This window comes from Streptomyces sp. JLBT605, from assembly GCF_058215555.1.
Genome location: NZ_CM177087.1, coordinates 3,652,884 through 3,670,116 on the forward strand (window position 1 = coordinate 3,652,884; position 17,233 = coordinate 3,670,116).

Annotated in this window: 7 protein-coding genes and 3 rRNA genes; 6 read left to right on the top strand and 4 right to left on the bottom strand. The window is 67.2% G+C overall.

All coding sequences use genetic code 11. The annotated features are described in order from the left end of the window. Positions 1 to 90 precede the first annotated feature (90 nt). Together AC4BDD_RS15830 and AC4BDD_RS15835 are read left to right on the top strand one after the other, a co-directional pair. Positions 91 to 1,557 (top strand): NAD(P)/FAD-dependent oxidoreductase, encoded by a 1,467-nt coding sequence (locus AC4BDD_RS15830; protein WP_490686082.1) that lies wholly within the window; start codon positions 91 to 93, stop codon positions 1,555 to 1,557. 372 nt (positions 1,558 to 1,929) lie between these two features. Continuing rightward, positions 1,930 to 4,140 carry an ATP-binding SpoIIE family protein phosphatase gene (locus tag AC4BDD_RS15835; protein WP_490686083.1) on the top strand — a complete coding sequence of 737 codons (2,211 nt, stop codon included), beginning with the start codon at positions 1,930 to 1,932 and terminating at the stop codon, positions 4,138 to 4,140. A gap of 195 nt (positions 4,141 to 4,335) precedes the next feature. Here the strand turns inward: AC4BDD_RS15835 and AC4BDD_RS15840 are convergent, their stop codons facing one another. Further along, a complete protein-coding gene (locus AC4BDD_RS15840) occupies positions 4,336 to 5,634 on the bottom strand; it encodes an MFS transporter (RefSeq protein WP_490686084.1) in 1,299 nt (432 codons plus the stop codon). 140 nt (positions 5,635 to 5,774) lie between these two features. Between AC4BDD_RS15840 and AC4BDD_RS15845 the strand changes: the two genes are divergently transcribed. The 4 genes from AC4BDD_RS15845 to rrf all read left to right on the top strand — a co-directional run bounded on the left by AC4BDD_RS15845 (position 5,775) and on the right by rrf (position 12,008). Further along, positions 5,775 to 6,335, top strand: a complete 561-nt coding sequence (locus AC4BDD_RS15845; RefSeq protein WP_490686085.1) for a MarR family winged helix-turn-helix transcriptional regulator — start codon at positions 5,775 to 5,777, stop codon at positions 6,333 to 6,335. A 543-nt stretch (positions 6,336 to 6,878) separates the two neighbouring features. Next, a 16S ribosomal RNA gene (locus tag AC4BDD_RS15850) occupies positions 6,879 to 8,406 on the top strand. A gap of 283 nt (positions 8,407 to 8,689) precedes the next feature. Then, positions 8,690 to 11,813: ribosomal RNA gene (locus AC4BDD_RS15855) — 23S ribosomal RNA — on the top strand. Between the two features lie 78 nt (positions 11,814 to 11,891). Then, positions 11,892 to 12,008 (top strand): 5S ribosomal RNA (rrf, locus tag AC4BDD_RS15860). The 16S, 23S and 5S rRNA genes sit together here, the layout of an rRNA operon. Before the next feature lie 213 nt (positions 12,009 to 12,221). Here the strand turns inward: rrf and AC4BDD_RS15865 are convergent. The 3 genes from AC4BDD_RS15865 to AC4BDD_RS15875 form a co-directional block, all read right to left on the bottom strand. Next, positions 12,222 to 14,102 (bottom strand): type IV secretory system conjugative DNA transfer family protein, encoded by a 1,881-nt coding sequence (locus AC4BDD_RS15865; protein ID WP_490686086.1) that lies wholly within the window; start codon positions 14,100 to 14,102, stop codon positions 12,222 to 12,224. Between the two features lies 1 nt (position 14,103). Beyond that, the gene (locus AC4BDD_RS15870; RefSeq protein ID WP_490686087.1) at positions 14,104 to 15,555 is read right to left on the bottom strand and encodes an ATP-binding protein; all 1,452 of its coding nucleotides are present in this window, start codon (positions 15,553 to 15,555) and stop codon (positions 14,104 to 14,106) included. Positions 15,556 to 15,680: 125 nt separating this feature from the next. After that, positions 15,681 to 17,231 carry an SCO6880 family protein gene (locus tag AC4BDD_RS15875; protein WP_490691790.1) on the bottom strand — a complete coding sequence of 517 codons (1,551 nt, stop codon included), beginning with the start codon at positions 17,229 to 17,231 and terminating at the stop codon, positions 15,681 to 15,683. Between the last annotated feature and the right edge of the window lie 2 nt (positions 17,232 to 17,233).

Below are 17,233 nucleotides of genomic sequence, written 5' to 3' on the forward strand. Positions count from 1 at the left end.
TAATCCCAGCCAACGGGACGACCATCTCCTCCGGTCACACAATTCGCCGGGCCTGTGGACAAACGCCGATCTCGGGTGCGTCATGGGAGAGTGAAGGAACCCGCTCGCATTCTCGTTGTCGGCGGTGGCTACGTCGGGATGTACACCGCGCTGCGCCTCCAGCGGAAGCTGAAGCGCGGCGAGGCGCAGGTCGTCGTGGTCGACCCCGAGCCGTACATGACCTATCAGCCCTTCCTGCCCGAAGCCGCGGCCGGATCCATCTCCCCCCGCCATGTCGTCGTGCCGCTCCGCCGGGTGCTGCCGAAATGCAAGGTGGTCATCGGCGAGGTCACCGCCATCGACCACGCCAAGCGCACCGCGAGCGTCCAGACCCTCGCCTCGCGGGAGGAGGGCACCGGCGCGATCGCGATCCACTACGACGAACTGGTGCTGGCCCCCGGCTCGGTCTCGCGCACCCTCCCCGTGCCCGGCCTGGCCGACTACGGCATCGGGTTCAAGACCGTCGAGGAGGCCATCGGCCTGCGCAACCACGTGCTGGAGCAGCTCGACATCGCGTCCTCGACGCGCGACCCGGAGGTCCGGGACGCCGCGCTCACCTTCGTTTTCGTGGGCGGCGGCTACGCCGGCGTGGAGGCGCTCGCCGAGTTGGAGGACATGGCTCGTTACGCCGCCCGGTACTACCACAACATCGCTCCGGAAGACCTCAAATGGATCCTTGTGGAGGCGACCGGACGGATCCTCCCGGAGGTCGGTGAGGAGATGGGTGGGTACGCGGTGCGGGAGCTGCGTGGCCGAAATATCGACGTCCGGCTGGAAACCCGGCTGGAGTCGTGCGAGGACCGGATCGCCGTGCTCAGTGACGGCTCCCGCTTCCCCACGCGCACGCTGGTGTGGACCGCGGGCGTCAAACCCCATCCGATCCTCGCCGCGACCAACCTGCCGCTGAACGACCGGGGCCGCCTCGTCTGCACCGCTGAGCTGCGCGTCAAGGGGGTCGAACACGCCTGGGCCGCGGGCGACGCGGCGGCCGTCCCCGACCTGGCGGCCGAGCGCGCCCGCGCCAAGAAGCCGGAGAAGAAGCCGGACAAGGAGTCGGGCGGAAAGCCGGCGGGGGAGCCGGATCGACGGGCAGACAAGGAGCCGGAGGCAGAGCCGAGCGCGGCGGCCGGGGCGGGCGCCGTCAAGGAGTGCGCCCCCAACGCGCAGCACGCCCTCCGGCAGGCCAAGGTGCTCGCGGAGAACGTCCTCGCCTCGCTGCGCGACCAGCCGCTCAAGGAGTACGAACACGAGTACGTCGGCTCCGTGGCCTCGCTGGGCCTGCACAAGGGTGTCGCGCACGTCTACGGCCGGAAACTCAAGGGCTACCCCGCCTGGTTCATGCACCGCGCCTACCACCTCAGCCGGGTGCCGACGTTCAACCGGAAGGCACGGGTGCTGGCCGAATGGACGCTCTCCGGGCTGTTCAAACGGGAGATCGTCTCGCTCGGCTCGCTGGAGAACCCGCGCGCCGAGTTCGAGCTCGCCGCCGGCACCGGACGCCACCCGGAAGGCAGTTGAGGCGCGCGTCCGGCGTGCGGGCGGCATGCCTCCGGTTCGCGCCCGTGGTGCGTCCGCGCTCGTTCGAGGACCGCTGGAGACCGGCGAGGCGGAGCCGGGAACTCCTCCCGAGCGACCGCCGTCTGACGTGTGTCAGTACGGTCGGCCACACTGGACGTGTGACCATGGGTGGGCTCGAATCTACGAAGAGTGACAATCGTGTAAAGAGTGACAAACGGCGAGGATCTGGACGTTTGCTGCATTTCCATGGGGGCCGGCCCCCGCATCCGCAGACGTGCCCGCAGCGGAGCTGCTGACCATCACGGCAGCCGCTTGCGCGGCGTGGCCACCCCCGACGGGCCGCCCCGAAACGACACCGCGAGGCAAACCTCAGTGAACTTCACGCGCTGGAGCGCTCGGCTCCCCGGAACACAGCGACGCGCCGCCGCGCGGACCGGCCGCGCAGCAGGCGGGTCCGTACCGGCCGCCCGTGGCGAGCGCCCCGACCTCTCGCGGCCCGCTGACGGGCCGTCGGCGGGCAGGCCCGCCGCCCCGGCCGGGCACGCGGACGACAGCGGGCAGCCGATGCCCACCCTCGACGGGCTGTCGGTGCACGACATCCTCGGCCATGTCCCGGCCCTGGTGGCCGTGGTCTACGGCCCCGAGCACCGCATCGCCTACGTCAACGACGCCTACACCACCCTCTTCGGTCCCTGCACCCCCGGTGCCCCGGCCGGCCAGGCACTTCCCGAGCTGCGCGAGCTCGGCCTGCTGCCACTGATGGACCAGGTACTGCGCAGCGGCAAGCCGCGCACGGTCAAGTCCCGCCGGGTGCCGCGCGGAGGAATCGCGTCCGCACCGGCGGAGCCGCTCGCCACCACCGATGACCCGGCGGCGCCGGCCACGGACGGCGGACCTGATGACCGCGCCGGGGACGTGGTCGCACTCGCGGTCGGCGTAGCCGGTGCTCCGTCCGCGGACGGAGCCGATACGGAGCACCGGCCCGCGGCCCCGCCCGGCGCCGGCACTCCGGAGGCGAGCCTCCAGCCCGCCCACGTCGAGCCCGAGGGCACCGCCGTCACGGAGGTCGCCGCCGAAGGCGTCGGCACCGGGGACGCCGAGGCCGACCCCGGCACCACCCTCGGCCCGCGACCCGCCCGGCCCCTTGCCCGCCCGTCCGCCGCCCGCGGAGGGCGCACCCGGGACGCCTACTACACCTTCACCTGCACTCCGATCGACGTCACCGTCCCGGCCCCGCCGGAAGACGGTGGCGTCACCGAGCCGTCCGCGGCCGACCCCGCACCCGACGCGTCCACAGCGCCAACCGCCGCCGCCACACCAGACACCCCAGAAACCCCGGACACCCCGGATGCCGCGCCCGCCGCGTCGGCGCCCCCGCGCACCGTCTCCTGCTCCGGCGTCCTCGTCTTCGGCGCCGAGGTCACCGACCAGGTCGAGGCAGCCGAGCGGCTCCGGGCCAGCGAACGCCTCCAGCGCGAAGCGGCCGTCACCCTCCAGCGCAGCCTGCTGCCCCAGGAGCTGGAGCAGCCCGACGACCTGCGGATCGCGGCGACCTACCGCCCGGGCGGCGAGGACGCCGCGGTCGGCGGCGACTGGTACGACGTGATCACCCTCGGCGCGGGCCGCACCGCCCTCGTCATCGGCGACGTCATGGGCCGCGGGGTCCGGGCGGCGGCGGTCATGGGCCAGCTGCGCACCGCGGTGCGCGCCTACGCGCGACTCGACCTGCCCCCGCACGAGGTGCTCCAGCTCCTCGACGGACTCGCGGCCGAGATCGACGCCAGCCAGATCGCCACCTGCGTCTACGCCGTGCACGACCCCAATGAGGGGCGCCTCGTCTACGCCTCGGCGGGCCACCTGCCCATCCTGGTCCGTGACCCAAACGGCACGGTCCACCGCGCCGCCGACCCCACCGGTCCGCCGCTGGGCACCGGGGGCTGGCTCCACGCCTCGGGCTCCGTGCCCCTCAGCCCGGGCTCCAGCGCCGTCCTCTACACCGACGGCCTGGTGGAGCGGCGGGACAAGGACATCGACGACGGCGTCGCCGAGCTGGAGCGCGCCTTCGCCGGCGCCTCGGGCTCCCCCCAGGTGATGTGCGACCGCCTGATCCGGGCTCTGGGCATCACCGAGGACCACGATGACGACGTGGCCGTCCTGGTGATCCAGCACCCGGAGCGCACCGGCCATGACGCGGAGCTCTTCCACAACGCCGCCCTGGAACTCCTCGGCGGTGTCGAGGCCGCGCCCCGCGCCCGCGCCTTCGCCTCCGGCGTCCTCGCCAGCTGGCGCTTCCCGACCGAGCTGCGCGATCTGGGCGTACTGGCCGCCAGCGAGCTCGTGGCCAACTCACTCCAGCACGGCACGCCACCCATGCGGCTGCGACTGCGCCGCACCGACCGCCGACTGATCATCGAGGTCACGGACGGGGACGACCATCTGCCGCGTCGCCGGCGCGCGGAGCTCGGAGACGAGGCCGGGCGCGGCATCTCGATCATCGCGACCATCGCCTCGTCCTGGGGCTCGCGCCGCACCCCCGGCGGGGGTAAAGCGGTGTGGTGCGAGTTCGCGCTCCCCACCGGCTGACCGGCCCCGGCGCGTGACCCCGCCCCGGATGCGAGGCGGCCCGGCGTCCGGCCGGCCTGCCAGGCGCCCGGCCGCACCGGATCCCAGCCTGGGACCGACCGGACCGGACACCCGGCCGGGGACCGACCGGACCGGACACCCGGCCCGGGACCGACCGGACAGGCCACCGGGCCTGGACCGACTGGACAAGCGGCCTTAGGCGGCGGCCGCGACCTGCTCCACGGGGGTCGCACGCTGGGCGGGCACCGGCGCCGGGACCGCGCGCAGCGGATTGTCCTGCGCGGGAGTCAGCCGGCGCCCGAGCCGCAGGGCGAGCGCGGTGATGCCCAGTGAACAGACGACGAGCATCGCTATGTAGGCCACGTACATCCCGGAGCCGGCCAGCAGCCCGCCCACTGCCGGGCCGATCGCCAGGGCCAACTGCTTCACCAGGGCGAACGCGGAGTTGTACTGCCCGATCAGGGAGGACGGCGCGATGTCCGCCACCAGCGGGGCCACGGTCGGCGACAGCATCGCCTCGCCCAGCCCGAACAGCGCGTACGTCGAGATGATCCCCGCGGTCGCGAGCGCATGGCTCCCGGGCACCAGTCCGGCGGTGGCCGCCACCAGCCAGGCGACGGTCCATATCAGCCCGACCAGCGCGATCACCCGGCTTCGGCGCCGACGCTCGACGAGCTTCAGCACCACGAACTGGGCCACCACGATGACCGCGGTGTTCGCCGCCAGGGCGATACCGAGCATGGCGGGGGATATACGGGTGACCTCCACGGCGAAGGCAGCCAGCCCCGACTCGAACTGTCCGTAGCAGGCGAAGAACATCACGAAGCCCAGCACACACAGCTGCACCATCGCCCGGTCCCGCAGCAGGACCCGCGCCCCGCCCCGGGCGCTCTCGTCGGTCGGCACCGCGTCGACGACCTTCGGCACCTTCGGCAGCCGCACCGTGGCCACCGCGGCGGCCAGCACCAGGAACATCGCGGACTCGATGGCGAAGAGCCGGACGAAGCTCGACGGGTGCGAGGTATCCACCAGCAGTCCGCCGAAGAGACCGCCGACGCCCAGGCCGAGGTTGTTCAGGAAGAACTGCATGGCGAACGCACGGGACCGCGTCTGGGTGGTCGAACTCCAGACGATCATGGTTGCCAGGGCGGGCTGGATCACCGCGAACCCGGCACCCAGCACTCCGGCCGCGGCGATCACCAGCGGCTCGCTCGCCGCGAGCCCAAGACCCATCGAGCCGACGGCGGCGGCGATCGCTCCCGCGAGGACCACAGGCAGCGGCCCGCGCCGGTCGATCACCCGACCGGTGAGGGGCAGCACGACAAGCGCGGCCACCGCGAGCGTCGTGAGCACCACGCCCGCAGTGCCCGCTCCGAGGTCCCGCACCTGCGCCACGTAGACGAACAAGAAGGGGACGGTGAAGCCGTTGCCGAACGCGCTCAGCGCGTTACCCAGCTGGATCCGGCGCAGCGCGGCGCCCATCGCGGTGGTCACACTCACCTGCCTAGGTCGAGAAGAAGAGGTCTACAAGGTTGGACTGTCGAAGCCTGAAGACTTCAACAGTAAAGTTCGAAGCTAAAGACTACACGGGGAAGGACTTCAACGCCAATGAGTTACGTGCGATACTTCGCGGCATGTCCGACCACCCCGACCAGGCGTCCGTTCCGGCCGAGCCGAGCCTCCAGGAGCAGATCGCGGCCTATCAGCGCGAGTTCCGGGACCTGGACCCCCAGGTCGAGCAGGTCGTCTCCGCCCTCCAGCGGCTCAACCGCCGGATGAACGTCGCCTACGGACGCCAGACCGCGGCCCTTGGCATCAGCAACGCCGAGTGGGAGGTCCTCAAGGCCCTCGTCCTCTCCGGTGAGCCGTACCGGCTGGGCCCGGGTGAGCTCGCCAAGCGGCTCGGCCTCACCCCGGCCGCGATGACCCACCGCATCGACCGCATGGCGGGCGAGGGGCTGGTGACCCGGGAGCGCGACGAGAACAACCGCGTCCGCGTCATCGTCGAGCTGACGCACGCGGGGCGGGAGAAGTGGCTCGAGGCGATGCGGATGGCCAGCGTCTTCGAAGAGGACCTGCTCCAGGACCTCTCCGCCGCGGAGCGCGGCCTGCTGGGCGAAGTCCTGGACCGCCTGCTGCGGCGGGTCGAGGAGACCCAGCCGGACGCCGGCGGGCGCCTGAACGACCTCGACTGACCGAGGTTGACACGGGTCCGGTGGATCCGTAGTGTTCTCCGGGTTGCCACGGAGCCGATCCGGTTCCACGGCAGCCACTCGCGCCGCAACCGGCGGCAAACCACTACTGCACGGCCCCTGATCGGGAACGACTTCGGCATGCCGAATTCCGGTCCGAATAGCTCGATTATGAGCTGCCAGGGAAATCCGCTAAAGTAGTGAACACGCCGGAAGGCGCGAAACAAACCCCCTCCAACGGGGACCGGAAATGAATTCCGACCGGGAACGGAACGGAAAACGGATCTGGTAAGGTTGGAAACACCGAAGGGAAGCGCCCGGAGGAAAGCCCGAGAGGGTGAGTACGAAGGAAGCGTCCGTTCCTTGAGAACTCAACAGCGTGCCAAAAGTCAACGCCAGATATGTTGATACCCCGTCTCCGGGCCTGATGGTCTGGGACGAGGTTCCTTTGAAGAAAAAACACAGCGAGGACGCTGTGAACCGAGGGGACTATTCCTCCTCTTGGTTCCGCTCAACGCGAGTGTGCAACCGGATTACCGGTAAACATTCACGGAGAGTTTGATCCTGGCTCAGGACGAACGCTGGCGGCGTGCTTAACACATGCAAGTCGAACGATGAACCCGCTTCGGTGGGGGATTAGTGGCGAACGGGTGAGTAACACGTGGGCAATCTGCCCTGCACTCTGGGACAAGCCCTGGAAACGGGGTCTAATACCGGATATGACCACTGACCGCATGGTTGGTGGTGGAAAGCTCCGGCGGTGCAGGATGAGCCCGCGGCCTATCAGCTTGTTGGTGGGGTGATGGCCTACCAAGGCGACGACGGGTAGCCGGCCTGAGAGGGCGACCGGCCACACTGGGACTGAGACACGGCCCAGACTCCTACGGGAGGCAGCAGTGGGGAATATTGCACAATGGGCGAAAGCCTGATGCAGCGACGCCGCGTGAGGGATGACGGCCTTCGGGTTGTAAACCTCTTTCAGCAGGGAAGAAGCGAAAGTGACGGTACCTGCAGAAGAAGCGCCGGCTAACTACGTGCCAGCAGCCGCGGTAATACGTAGGGCGCGAGCGTTGTCCGGAATTATTGGGCGTAAAGAGCTCGTAGGCGGCTTGTCGCGTCGGATGTGAAAGCCCGGGGCTTAACCCCGGGTCTGCATTCGATACGGGCAGGCTAGAGTTCGGTAGGGGAGATCGGAATTCCTGGTGTAGCGGTGAAATGCGCAGATATCAGGAGGAACACCGGTGGCGAAGGCGGATCTCTGGGCCGATACTGACGCTGAGGAGCGAAAGCGTGGGGAGCGAACAGGATTAGATACCCTGGTAGTCCACGCCGTAAACGTTGGGAACTAGGTGTGGGCGACATTCCACGTTGTCCGTGCCGCAGCTAACGCATTAAGTTCCCCGCCTGGGGAGTACGGCCGCAAGGCTAAAACTCAAAGGAATTGACGGGGGCCCGCACAAGCGGCGGAGCATGTGGCTTAATTCGACGCAACGCGAAGAACCTTACCAAGGCTTGACATACACCGGAAACATCCAGAGATGGGTGCCCCCTTGTGGTCGGTGTACAGGTGGTGCATGGCTGTCGTCAGCTCGTGTCGTGAGATGTTGGGTTAAGTCCCGCAACGAGCGCAACCCTTGTTCTGTGTTGCCAGCATGCCCTTCGGGGTGATGGGGACTCACAGGAGACTGCCGGGGTCAACTCGGAGGAAGGTGGGGACGACGTCAAGTCATCATGCCCCTTATGTCTTGGGCTGCACACGTGCTACAATGGCCGGTACAATGAGCTGCGATACCGCGAGGTGGAGCGAATCTCAAAAAGCCGGTCTCAGTTCGGATTGGGGTCTGCAACTCGACCCCATGAAGTCGGAGTCGCTAGTAATCGCAGATCAGCATTGCTGCGGTGAATACGTTCCCGGGCCTTGTACACACCGCCCGTCACGTCACGAAAGTCGGTAACACCCGAAGCCGGTGGCCCAACCCCTTGTGGGAGGGAGTCGTCGAAGGTGGGACTGGCGATTGGGACGAAGTCGTAACAAGGTAGCCGTACCGGAAGGTGCGGCTGGATCACCTCCTTTCTAAGGAGCACAGCACCGTCTGCGAGCGAATGTCTCGCACGGTCAGCTCATGGGTGGAACGTTGACTACTCGGCACTCTTGTTGGTTGTGACTGTTAGTACTGCTTCGGCGTGGAACACAGGTCATCGGCTGCGAGGGTGTCGGGCACGCTGTTGGGTGTCTGAGGGTGCGAGCGTTTGCTTGCCCTTCAAACGCCGGCCCCGGTAAAGCATCGCAAGTTTTGTGGTGTGTGACGGGTGGCTGGTCGTTGCTTGAGAACTGCACAGTGGACGCGAGCATCTGTGGCCAAGTTTTTAAGGGCGCACGGTGGATGCCTTGGCACCAGGAACCGATGAAGGACGTGGGAGGCCGCGATAGGCCCCGGGGAGCTGTCAACCGAGCTTTGATCCGGGGGTGTCCGAATGGGGAAACCCGGCAGTCGTCATGGGCTGTCACCCATACCTGAACACATAGGGTATGTGGAGGGAACGCGGGGAAGTGAAACATCTCAGTACCCGCAGGAAGAGAAAACAACCGTGATTCCGGGAGTAGTGGCGAGCGAAACTGGATGAGGCTAAACCGTATGTGTGTGATACCCGGCAGGGGTTGCGCATGCGGGGTTGTGGGAGTGAGCTTCAGTCGTCTGCCGGCGGCTGGGCGAGTCAGAAACCGTATGGATAGGCGAAGGACATGCGAAAGGTCCGGCGTAGAGGGTAAGACCCCCGTAGCTGAAATCTGTACGGCTTGCTTGCTTATTTCCCAAGTAGCACGGGGCCCGAGAAATCCCGTGTGAATCTGGCGGGACCACCCGCTAAGCCTAAATATTCCCTGGTGACCGATAGCGGATAGTACCGTGAGGGAATGGTGAAAAGTACCGCGGGAGCGGAGTGAAATAGTACCTGAAACCGTGTGCCTACAAGCCGTGGGAGCGTCGCATGCAAGCTTGCTTGTATGTCGTGACTGCGTGCCTTTTGAAGAATGAGCCTGCGAGTTTGCGGTGTGTTGCGAGGTTAACCCGTGTGGGGAAGCCGTAGCGAAAGCGAGTCCGAATAGGGCGATGTAGTAGCGCGCTCAAGACCCGAAGCGGAGTGATCTAGCCATGGGCAGGTTGAAGCGGAGGTAAGACTTCGTGGAGGACCGAACCCACCAGGGTTGAAAACCTGGGGGATGACCTGTGGTTAGGGGTGAAAGGCCAATCAAACTCCGTGATAGCTGGTTCTCCCCGAAATGCATTTAGGTGCAGCGTCGTGTGTTTCTTGCCGGAGGTAGAGCACTGGATAGGCGATGGGCCCTACCGGGTTACTGACCTTAGCCAAACTCCGAATGCCGGTAAGTGAGAGCGCGGCAGTGAGACTGTGGGGGATAAGCTCCATGGTCGAGAGGGAAACAGCCCAGAGCATCGACTAAGGCCCCTAAGCGTACGCTAAGTGGGAAAGGATGTGGAGTCGCAGAGACAACCAGGAGGTTGGCTTAGAAGCAGCCACCCTTGAAAGAGTGCGTAATAGCTCACTGGTCAAGTGATTCCGCGCCGACAATGTAGCGGGGCTCAAGCGTACCGCCGAAGTCGTGTCATTGCAGTACATACCCCCAACGGGGACTGTGATGGGTAGGGGAGCGTCGTGTGCCGGGTGAAGCAGCGCCGGAAGGTAGTTGTGGACGGTTCACGAGTGAGAATGCAGGCATGAGTAGCGATTCACACGTGAGAAACGTGTGCGCCGATTGACTAAGGGTTCCTGGGTCAAGCTGATCTGCCCAGGGTAAGTCGGGACCTAAGGCGAGGCCGACAGGCGTAGTCGATGGACAACCGGTTGATATTCCGGTACCCGCTTTGAAACGCCCAATATCGAGCCCATTAATGCTAAGGCCGTGAAGCCGCCTCTGATCTCTTCGGAGTGAGGGGGAGTGGTGGAGCCGCTGATCCAAGGTGGTAGTAGGTAAGCGATGGGGTGACGCAGGAAGGTAGTCCAGCCCGGGCGGTGGTTGTCCCGGGGTAAGGGTGTAGGCCGTGTGGTAGGCAAATCCGTCACACGTTAAGGCTGAGACCTGATGCCGAGCCGATTGTGGTGAAGTGGATGATCCTATGCTGTCGAGAAAAGCCTCTAGCGAGTTTCATGGCGGCCCGTACCCTAAACCGACTCAGGTGGTCAGGTAGAGAATACCGAGGCGTTCGGGTGAACTATGGTTAAGGAACTCGGCAAAATGCCCCCGTAACTTCGGGAGAAGGGGGGCCATTTCCGGTGATGGAATTTACTTCCTGAGCTGGGGGTGGCCGCAGAGACCAGCGAGAAGCGACTGTTTACTAAAAACACAGGTCCGTGCGAAGCCGTAAGGCGATGTATACGGACTGACGCCTGCCCGGTGCTGGAACGTTAAGGGGACCGGTTAGCTCTGTTTCGACGGGGCGAAGCTGAGAACTTAAGCGCCAGTAAACGGCGGTGGTAACTATAACCATCCTAAGGTAGCGAAATTCCTTGTCGGGTAAGTTCCGACCTGCACGAATGGCGTAACGACTTCTCGACTGTCTCAACCATAGGCCCGGTGAAATTGCATTACGAGTAAAGATGCTCGTTTCGCGCAGCAGGACGGAAAGACCCCGGGACCTTTACTATAGCTTGATATTGGTGTTCGGTTCGGCTTGTGTAGGATAGGTGGGAGACTGTGAAGCATGCACGCCAGTGTGTGTGGAGTCGTCGTTGAAATACCACTCTGGTCGTGCTGGATGTCTAACCTGGGTCCGTGATCCGGATCAGGGACAGTGTCTGGTGGGTAGTTTAACTGGGGCGGTTGCCTCCTAAAGGGTAACGGAGGCGCCCAAAGGTTCCCTCAGCCTGGTTGGCAATCAGGTGTTGAGTGTAAGTGCACAAGGGAGCTTGACTGTGAGACCGACGGGTCGAGCAGGGACGAAAGTCGGGACTAGTGATCCGGCGGTGGCTTGTGGAAGCGCCGTCGCTCAACGGATAAAAGGTACCCCGGGGATAACAGGCTGATCTTCCCCAAGAGTCCATATCGACGGGATGGTTTGGCACCTCGATGTCGGCTCGTCGCATCCTGGGGCTGGAGTCGGTCCCAAGGGTTGGGCTGTTCGCCCATTAAAGCGGTACGCGAGCTGGGTTTAGAACGTCGTGAGACAGTTCGGTCCCTATCCGCTGTGCGCGTAGGAGTCTTGAGAAGGGCTGTCCCTAGTACGAGAGGACCGGGACGGACGAACCTCTGGTGTGCCAGTTGTTCTGCCAAGGGCATGGCTGGTTGGCTACGTTCGGGAGGGATAACCGCTGAAAGCATCTAAGCGGGAAGCCTGCTTCGAGATGAGGACTCCCACCTCCTAGAGAGGGTAAGGCTCCCAGTAGACGACTGGGTTGATAGGCCAGATATGGAAGCCGGGTAACCGGTGGAGTTGACTGGTACTAATAGGCCGAGGGCTTGTCCTCAGTTGCTCGCGTCCACTGTGTTAGTTCTGAAGTAACGAATTCGCCTTTGCTGGCTGGAGTTCGATATCTTCATAGTGTTTCGGTGGTCATTGCGTTAGGGAAACGCCCGGTTACATTCCGAACCCGGAAGCTAAGCCTTTCAGCGCCGATGGTACTGCAGGGGGGACCCTGTGGGAGAGTAGGACGCCGCCGAACAAATTGTGTGAGTAAGCCCTGTCGGGGACCTTTGGTTCCTGGCAGGGCTTACTCGCGTTTACGGGCCTGGTAACAGGCCCTTCTCCATGTTCGGGCATGCTCGGGCGATACCCGCGGCGTTGGCCATGCGGTCGTATGAGCCCTGGTGGGGCGATGTCGGCGGCAGCCGGCAACCGCGATGCGGTGGGCTCCGCTGCGGTGTTCCCGCCTGGTTCAGTGGGCGAGGGTGCGGTTGGGCCAGCGTGTGCGGGCCTGCTCCTGGGAGCGCATCAGAGCGAGCGTCAGCAGGCCCTGGGCGGCTCCGTGCGTGACGAGATCGGGGAGCGCCGGGATGGGGGCCACTGCGGCGATGTCATCGAGCACCAGGGTCATTGGTGGGTCGAGCCGACCGGAGGATGACCGTTCGGCCATGCGCCGGCCGTGCTCGACCACGCTTGAGGCGAGTGCGGTCAGCAAGGGCATCGCACCCGGGTGGGTCCGTGGATCCTCGAGGGATTCGCCCACCAGGTAAAGCGTTCCCCCCTCGGCGATGAATGACTCCACAGCGAGGGCATCGGCTCGTCCTGGATTGCAGGCGTCCCGGATATGGATGGAGGACAGCGCGCTGAGCGCACGCGCCGTCAGCTCAAGCGCCATGTCCCGGCGTTCGGGATGAGCGGTGAGCGTGGCCTCCAGCTCGCCCGCGGCTCCGCCGGCGGCCTTCGGGTGCGTACGCAGGATGCGTACCGGCTCGTGTGCCGCGTTGCCCTGCGCCCAACGGTGCACCTGGCGGAACGGCTTGGAATCCACCGCGGCGGCGTGCAGCCAGCAGCGCAGCAGAGTCTCCGCGGCGTCCGCCGTGGGCCGGTCGAGGGCGTGCCCGGGCCGCACCGGGGCCAGCAGCGCGGCGGCCCGGGCGGCGGCGGTGTCGCGCGTCTCGCAGCCCGTGGCGGGGTTCCAGCGCACCCGCATCGGGGTGTCCAGGAGGTGCGACGGGTCGAAGGTGTGCACCGGGCCCAGCTTGGCGCGGGCGTCCTTGGTGGCGGCCCAGAGTCCGGGGTCGCTGGTGACGACGAGGACCGGACCGTCGGCCTCCAGCACGGTGCGGACCGCCTCGTCGCCGCGCTGGACTCCGTAGACGATCCGGGGAAGGGAAGCTTGGGGGGAGGGGAAGGCTGTGGTGCCGGGAGCGGGGACGACGCCGGACTGGTGACCGACGGAGAAGGCGGGCGCGGGCGGCGCCGGGGGGCTCACGGCGCTGGTGGAGGTCTGCGTCGTCCCGGTTGTGACTGCCGGGTCCATCGGGGAGCTTGGGCGGCCGCCGGGCGTTCCGGCGGCCGGTGCGGGCGCGGGTGTCGGTGCCAGGCCGGGAACCGGGGCGGAGGCGGAGGCGGCGTGTGAGGCAGGGGAGCCGCCGTTCACGCCGGGGGTCGGGGGCGCCTCGGCTGCCTGCGCTGCGGTCATCTGCTGCGCGGTCGTGGGGGGTGCCGTCATGGGCGGTGCGGTCATCGGTGGCGTGGCCGCCGGTGGTGCCCAGGCGGCGGCGGGCGGCTCATGGGCCCCGCGCGGCTGCGGGGCGGGCTGCGGAGGCTGGGCCTGGGCGGTGTGGGCTTCCGCTGCCCGTGCGGTGGCCTCGCGTCGCGGGCCGGCCTGCTCCTTGGGCTGGTACTCCGCGGGGAGCGGTTCGCCGGAGCGCTCGGCGTGGCGGCGGGCGCGCACCATCCGGTAGCGGGCCACCGTGCCGATCGCGAAGACCGTGAGCACGGTCAGCACCATCAGCTGGCTGATGAGGATGCCCCAGAACAGCCCGTACCCCGAGAGCTGTTCGGCCGGTGTCTCCGGCCAGGCCGCGGGGAGGTCGTCCGGCCGACCGATCAGATGCCGCAGCGCCCTCGGCGTGCGGATGAAGCTGACGTTCTCGGGCCAGGCGCCGTGCGCGAGCAGCGCCGCCAGGCCGGTGGCGGACCACACCAGGAGGGTGACGCCGATGAGGAAGAGAAGGATGCCGACCAGCAACCCGTCCGGAATGCCGCGCTCCGGGGCGCTGTCGCGTCCGCCGGGGCCGCCTAGGCCCGCGCCGCCCCGGCTGCCGCCCCCTCGGGGATCCCGCGCCATCTCAGGCCACCGTCGACCCGTACGACGAGCCGCCGTAGCCGGGGCCGCCGTACGCGGCCTCCTCGGCCTTCTCGGCGAGGTGCTGTTCCACCGCGGCCGCGGCACGCTCCTCGGCTTCCGCCTCCGCCGCGCGGGCCAGTTCCAGAGCCATCCCGTCCTCGGTCATCGCGCGGTCGGTGTAGACCAGCGGGCGCTCGGCCTCGGTGATCAGGTGTTTGACCACTTGGACGTTGCCGTTGACGTCCCAGACGGCGATGCCGGGGGTGAGCGTCGGGATGATCTCGACGGCCCAGCGGGGCAGGCCCAGCACCCGTCCGGTGGCCCGCGCCTCGTCGGCCTTCTGGGCGTAGATGGTGCGGGTGGAGGCCATCTTGAGGATCGCGGCGGCCTCCCGTGCCGCCGCGCCGTCCACGACGTCCGACAGGTGGTGCACCACGGCGACGAAGGACAGGCCCAGCCGGCGGCCGAACTTCAGCAACCGCTGGAACAGCTGGGCGACGAAGGGGCTGTTGATGATGTGCCAGGCCTCTTCGACCAGGAAGATGCGCTTCTTGCGGTCCGGCCGGATCCAGGTGTGCTCCAGCCAGACGCCCACGATCGCCATCAGGATGGGCATGGCGATGGAGTTGCGGTCGATGTGCGACAGGTCGAAGACGATGAGCGGGGCGTCCAGGTCGATGCCCACGGTGGTCGGCCCGTCGAACATGCCGCGCAGGTCACCGTCGACCAGACGGTCCAGCACCAGGGCGACGTCCAGGCCCCAGGCGCGGACGTCGTCTATGTCGACGTTCATCGACTCGGCCGATTCCGACTCCGGATGGCGCAGCTGCTCGACGATGTCGGTGAGTACCGGCTGGCGGTCGGTGATGGTGTCGTTGACGTAGGCGTGGGCGACCTTCAGCGCGAAGCCGGCGCGCTCGTCCAGGCCGTGCCCCATCGCGACCTCGATGATGGTGCGCAGCAGGGCCAGCTGGCCGGTGGTGGTGATCGACGGGTCGAGCGGATTGAGCCGGATTCCGCCGTCCAGGGCGGCCATCGGGTCGAGCCGGATGGGGGTTATGCCCAGCTCCTGGGCGATGAGGTTCCATTCGCCGACGCCGTCCTCGCCCTGCGCGTCCAGGACCACGACCTGGCGGTCGCGGAAACGGAGCTGGCGCAGCACATAGGTCTTCTCCAGCGCGGACTTGCCGTTTCCGGATTCGCCGAGGACCAGCCAGTGCGGGGCGGGCAGCTGCTGCCCGTACAGCTGGAAGGGGTCGTAGATATAGCCCTTCCCGGAGTACACCTCGCGGCCGATGATCACGCCGGAATCGCCGAGTCCAGGGGCGGCGGTGGGGAGATAGACGGCCTGCGCCTGCCCCGTCGACGTGCGGACCGGCAGCCGTGTCGTCTCCACCTTTCCGAAGAGAAAACTGGTGAAGGCGTCGGTGACGGCGCCCAACGGGTCGACCACGGCCAAGCCCCTCTCTTCCCTGCGTCCCTTGATCTGTGCCGCTTGTCTGTGCCGCCGGTGGCGGCGTCGGTGCCTTGGCGGAGTCCGTGCCTGGGTGGCGTCCGTGCCTGGGTGGCGTCCGGGCCTCAGCGGCGGATGCCGGTCGCGAACGGCAAGGTGTTCACGAACGCCCGGTGGTGCTCCCGGTCGCACCACTCCAGCTTGAGATAGCTCTTTCCGGCGGAGGCGCGGATGGTCCGCTTGTCGCGGGCGAGCGCCTCGGGGGAGCGGGAGGAGACGGTGATGTAGCCGACGAGGTTGACCCCCGCCGCGCCGCTCGCCAGGTCCTCGCCGCGCTGGTCCAGCCGGCCGTGCGCGGCGACGTCACGCGGGTCGACGGTGCGGTTCATCTTGGCGGCGCGGCTGGCGTCCGCCTCGTCGTTGGTCTTCTCGGTCAGCATGCGCTCGATCGCCACCTCGGTGGGCTCCAGGTCCATGCAGACCGCGACCGTACGGATCACATCCGGGGTGTGAACCAGCAGCGGGGCGAGGAAGTTGACCCCCACCGGGGTCATCGGCCACTCCTTGACCCAGGCGGTGGCGTGGCACCAGGGCTCGCGGGTGCTCGACTCCCGGGTCTTGGCCTGGAGGTAGGTCGGCTCCATCGCGTCCAGCTCGGCGGGCCAGGCGTTGCGCTGGGTCATGGCCTGGATGTGGTCGATGGGGTGGTCCGGGTCGTACATGGAGTGGATGAGGGAGGCCAGGCGGCCTTGGCCGAGGGGCTGGCGCACCCGGATGTCCGCCTCGGCGAGCCGGGCGCAGATGTCGGTCAGCTCACGGGCCATGACGACGGCGAGCCCGGCGTCCTTGTCGATCTTCCGGCCGGCGCTCTGGCGGGCGGCGCGGGCGATGACCTGGGCCTCGGTGGCGAGATCGCGGGTGTAGTGCATGCAGGCGACCAGGTAGGCGCGGTGCTGCTCGGAGGAGGTCGACACCATGGACTGCAACTGGTCGTAGGAGTCCTTGAGCCAGTCGGGGGCGCTTCTGTCGCCGCGCCGCTCGACGTCCTTGGCGTGCGCGTCCGGGTCGGCGGGGAGCGTACGGGCCAGCATCTGCAGGCGGGTCACGAAGCCGTCGCCGTTGGCCACGTGCTTGAGGAGGGTGCCGAACCGGTCGACCAGCGCCTCCTGGTCCTCCGAGTCGCGCAGGCCCACGCCCGGGCCCTCGATCTCGATGGCGGCGGTGACGGTGCGCCGGTCGGCGTGGAGCAGGACGGCGATCTCGTCGGGGCCGAAGGGGGCGGCCAGCCAGCTGATGCGGCCGATTCCGGGGGGCGGGCCCACCTCGACCTCGCGGCCGTCGATACGGGTGCCGGCCTCGGCGACGGCGGAGCGGTAGGTGGAGCCCTTGCGGAGCTGGCGCTTGTACGAGCGGTTGATCTCGAACCACTTGTAGAAGGTGCGGCCGTTGTACGGGACGTACACCGCGGCGAGGGCGAGGGTCGGGAAGCCCACCAGGGTGACGATGCGCAGCATCAGCATCGGCACCAGCAGGCCGCACATCATGCCGACGAACGCGCCACCGATGATCAGCGAGATCTCGCCGGTCTCACGGTTCTTGCCGATGACCGCGTTGGGGCGGGCGCGCCCGATCAGATACGTGCGGCGGGGCGCGATGGGGTGGGAGTGGGCCTCCATGG

Excerpts from the sequence above, each read along its gene's own strand:
- AC4BDD_RS15875 (WP_490691790.1), bottom strand. The coding sequence starts at position 17,231 with ATGGAGGCCCACTCCCACCCCATCGCGCCCCGCCGCACGTATCTGATC.
- AC4BDD_RS15865 (WP_490686086.1), bottom strand. The coding sequence starts at position 14,102 with ATGGCGCGGGATCCCCGAGGGGGCGGCAGCCGGGGCGGCGCGGGCCTA.
- AC4BDD_RS15845 (WP_490686085.1), top strand. The coding sequence starts at position 5,775 with ATGTCCGACCACCCCGACCAGGCGTCCGTTCCGGCCGAGCCGAGCCTC.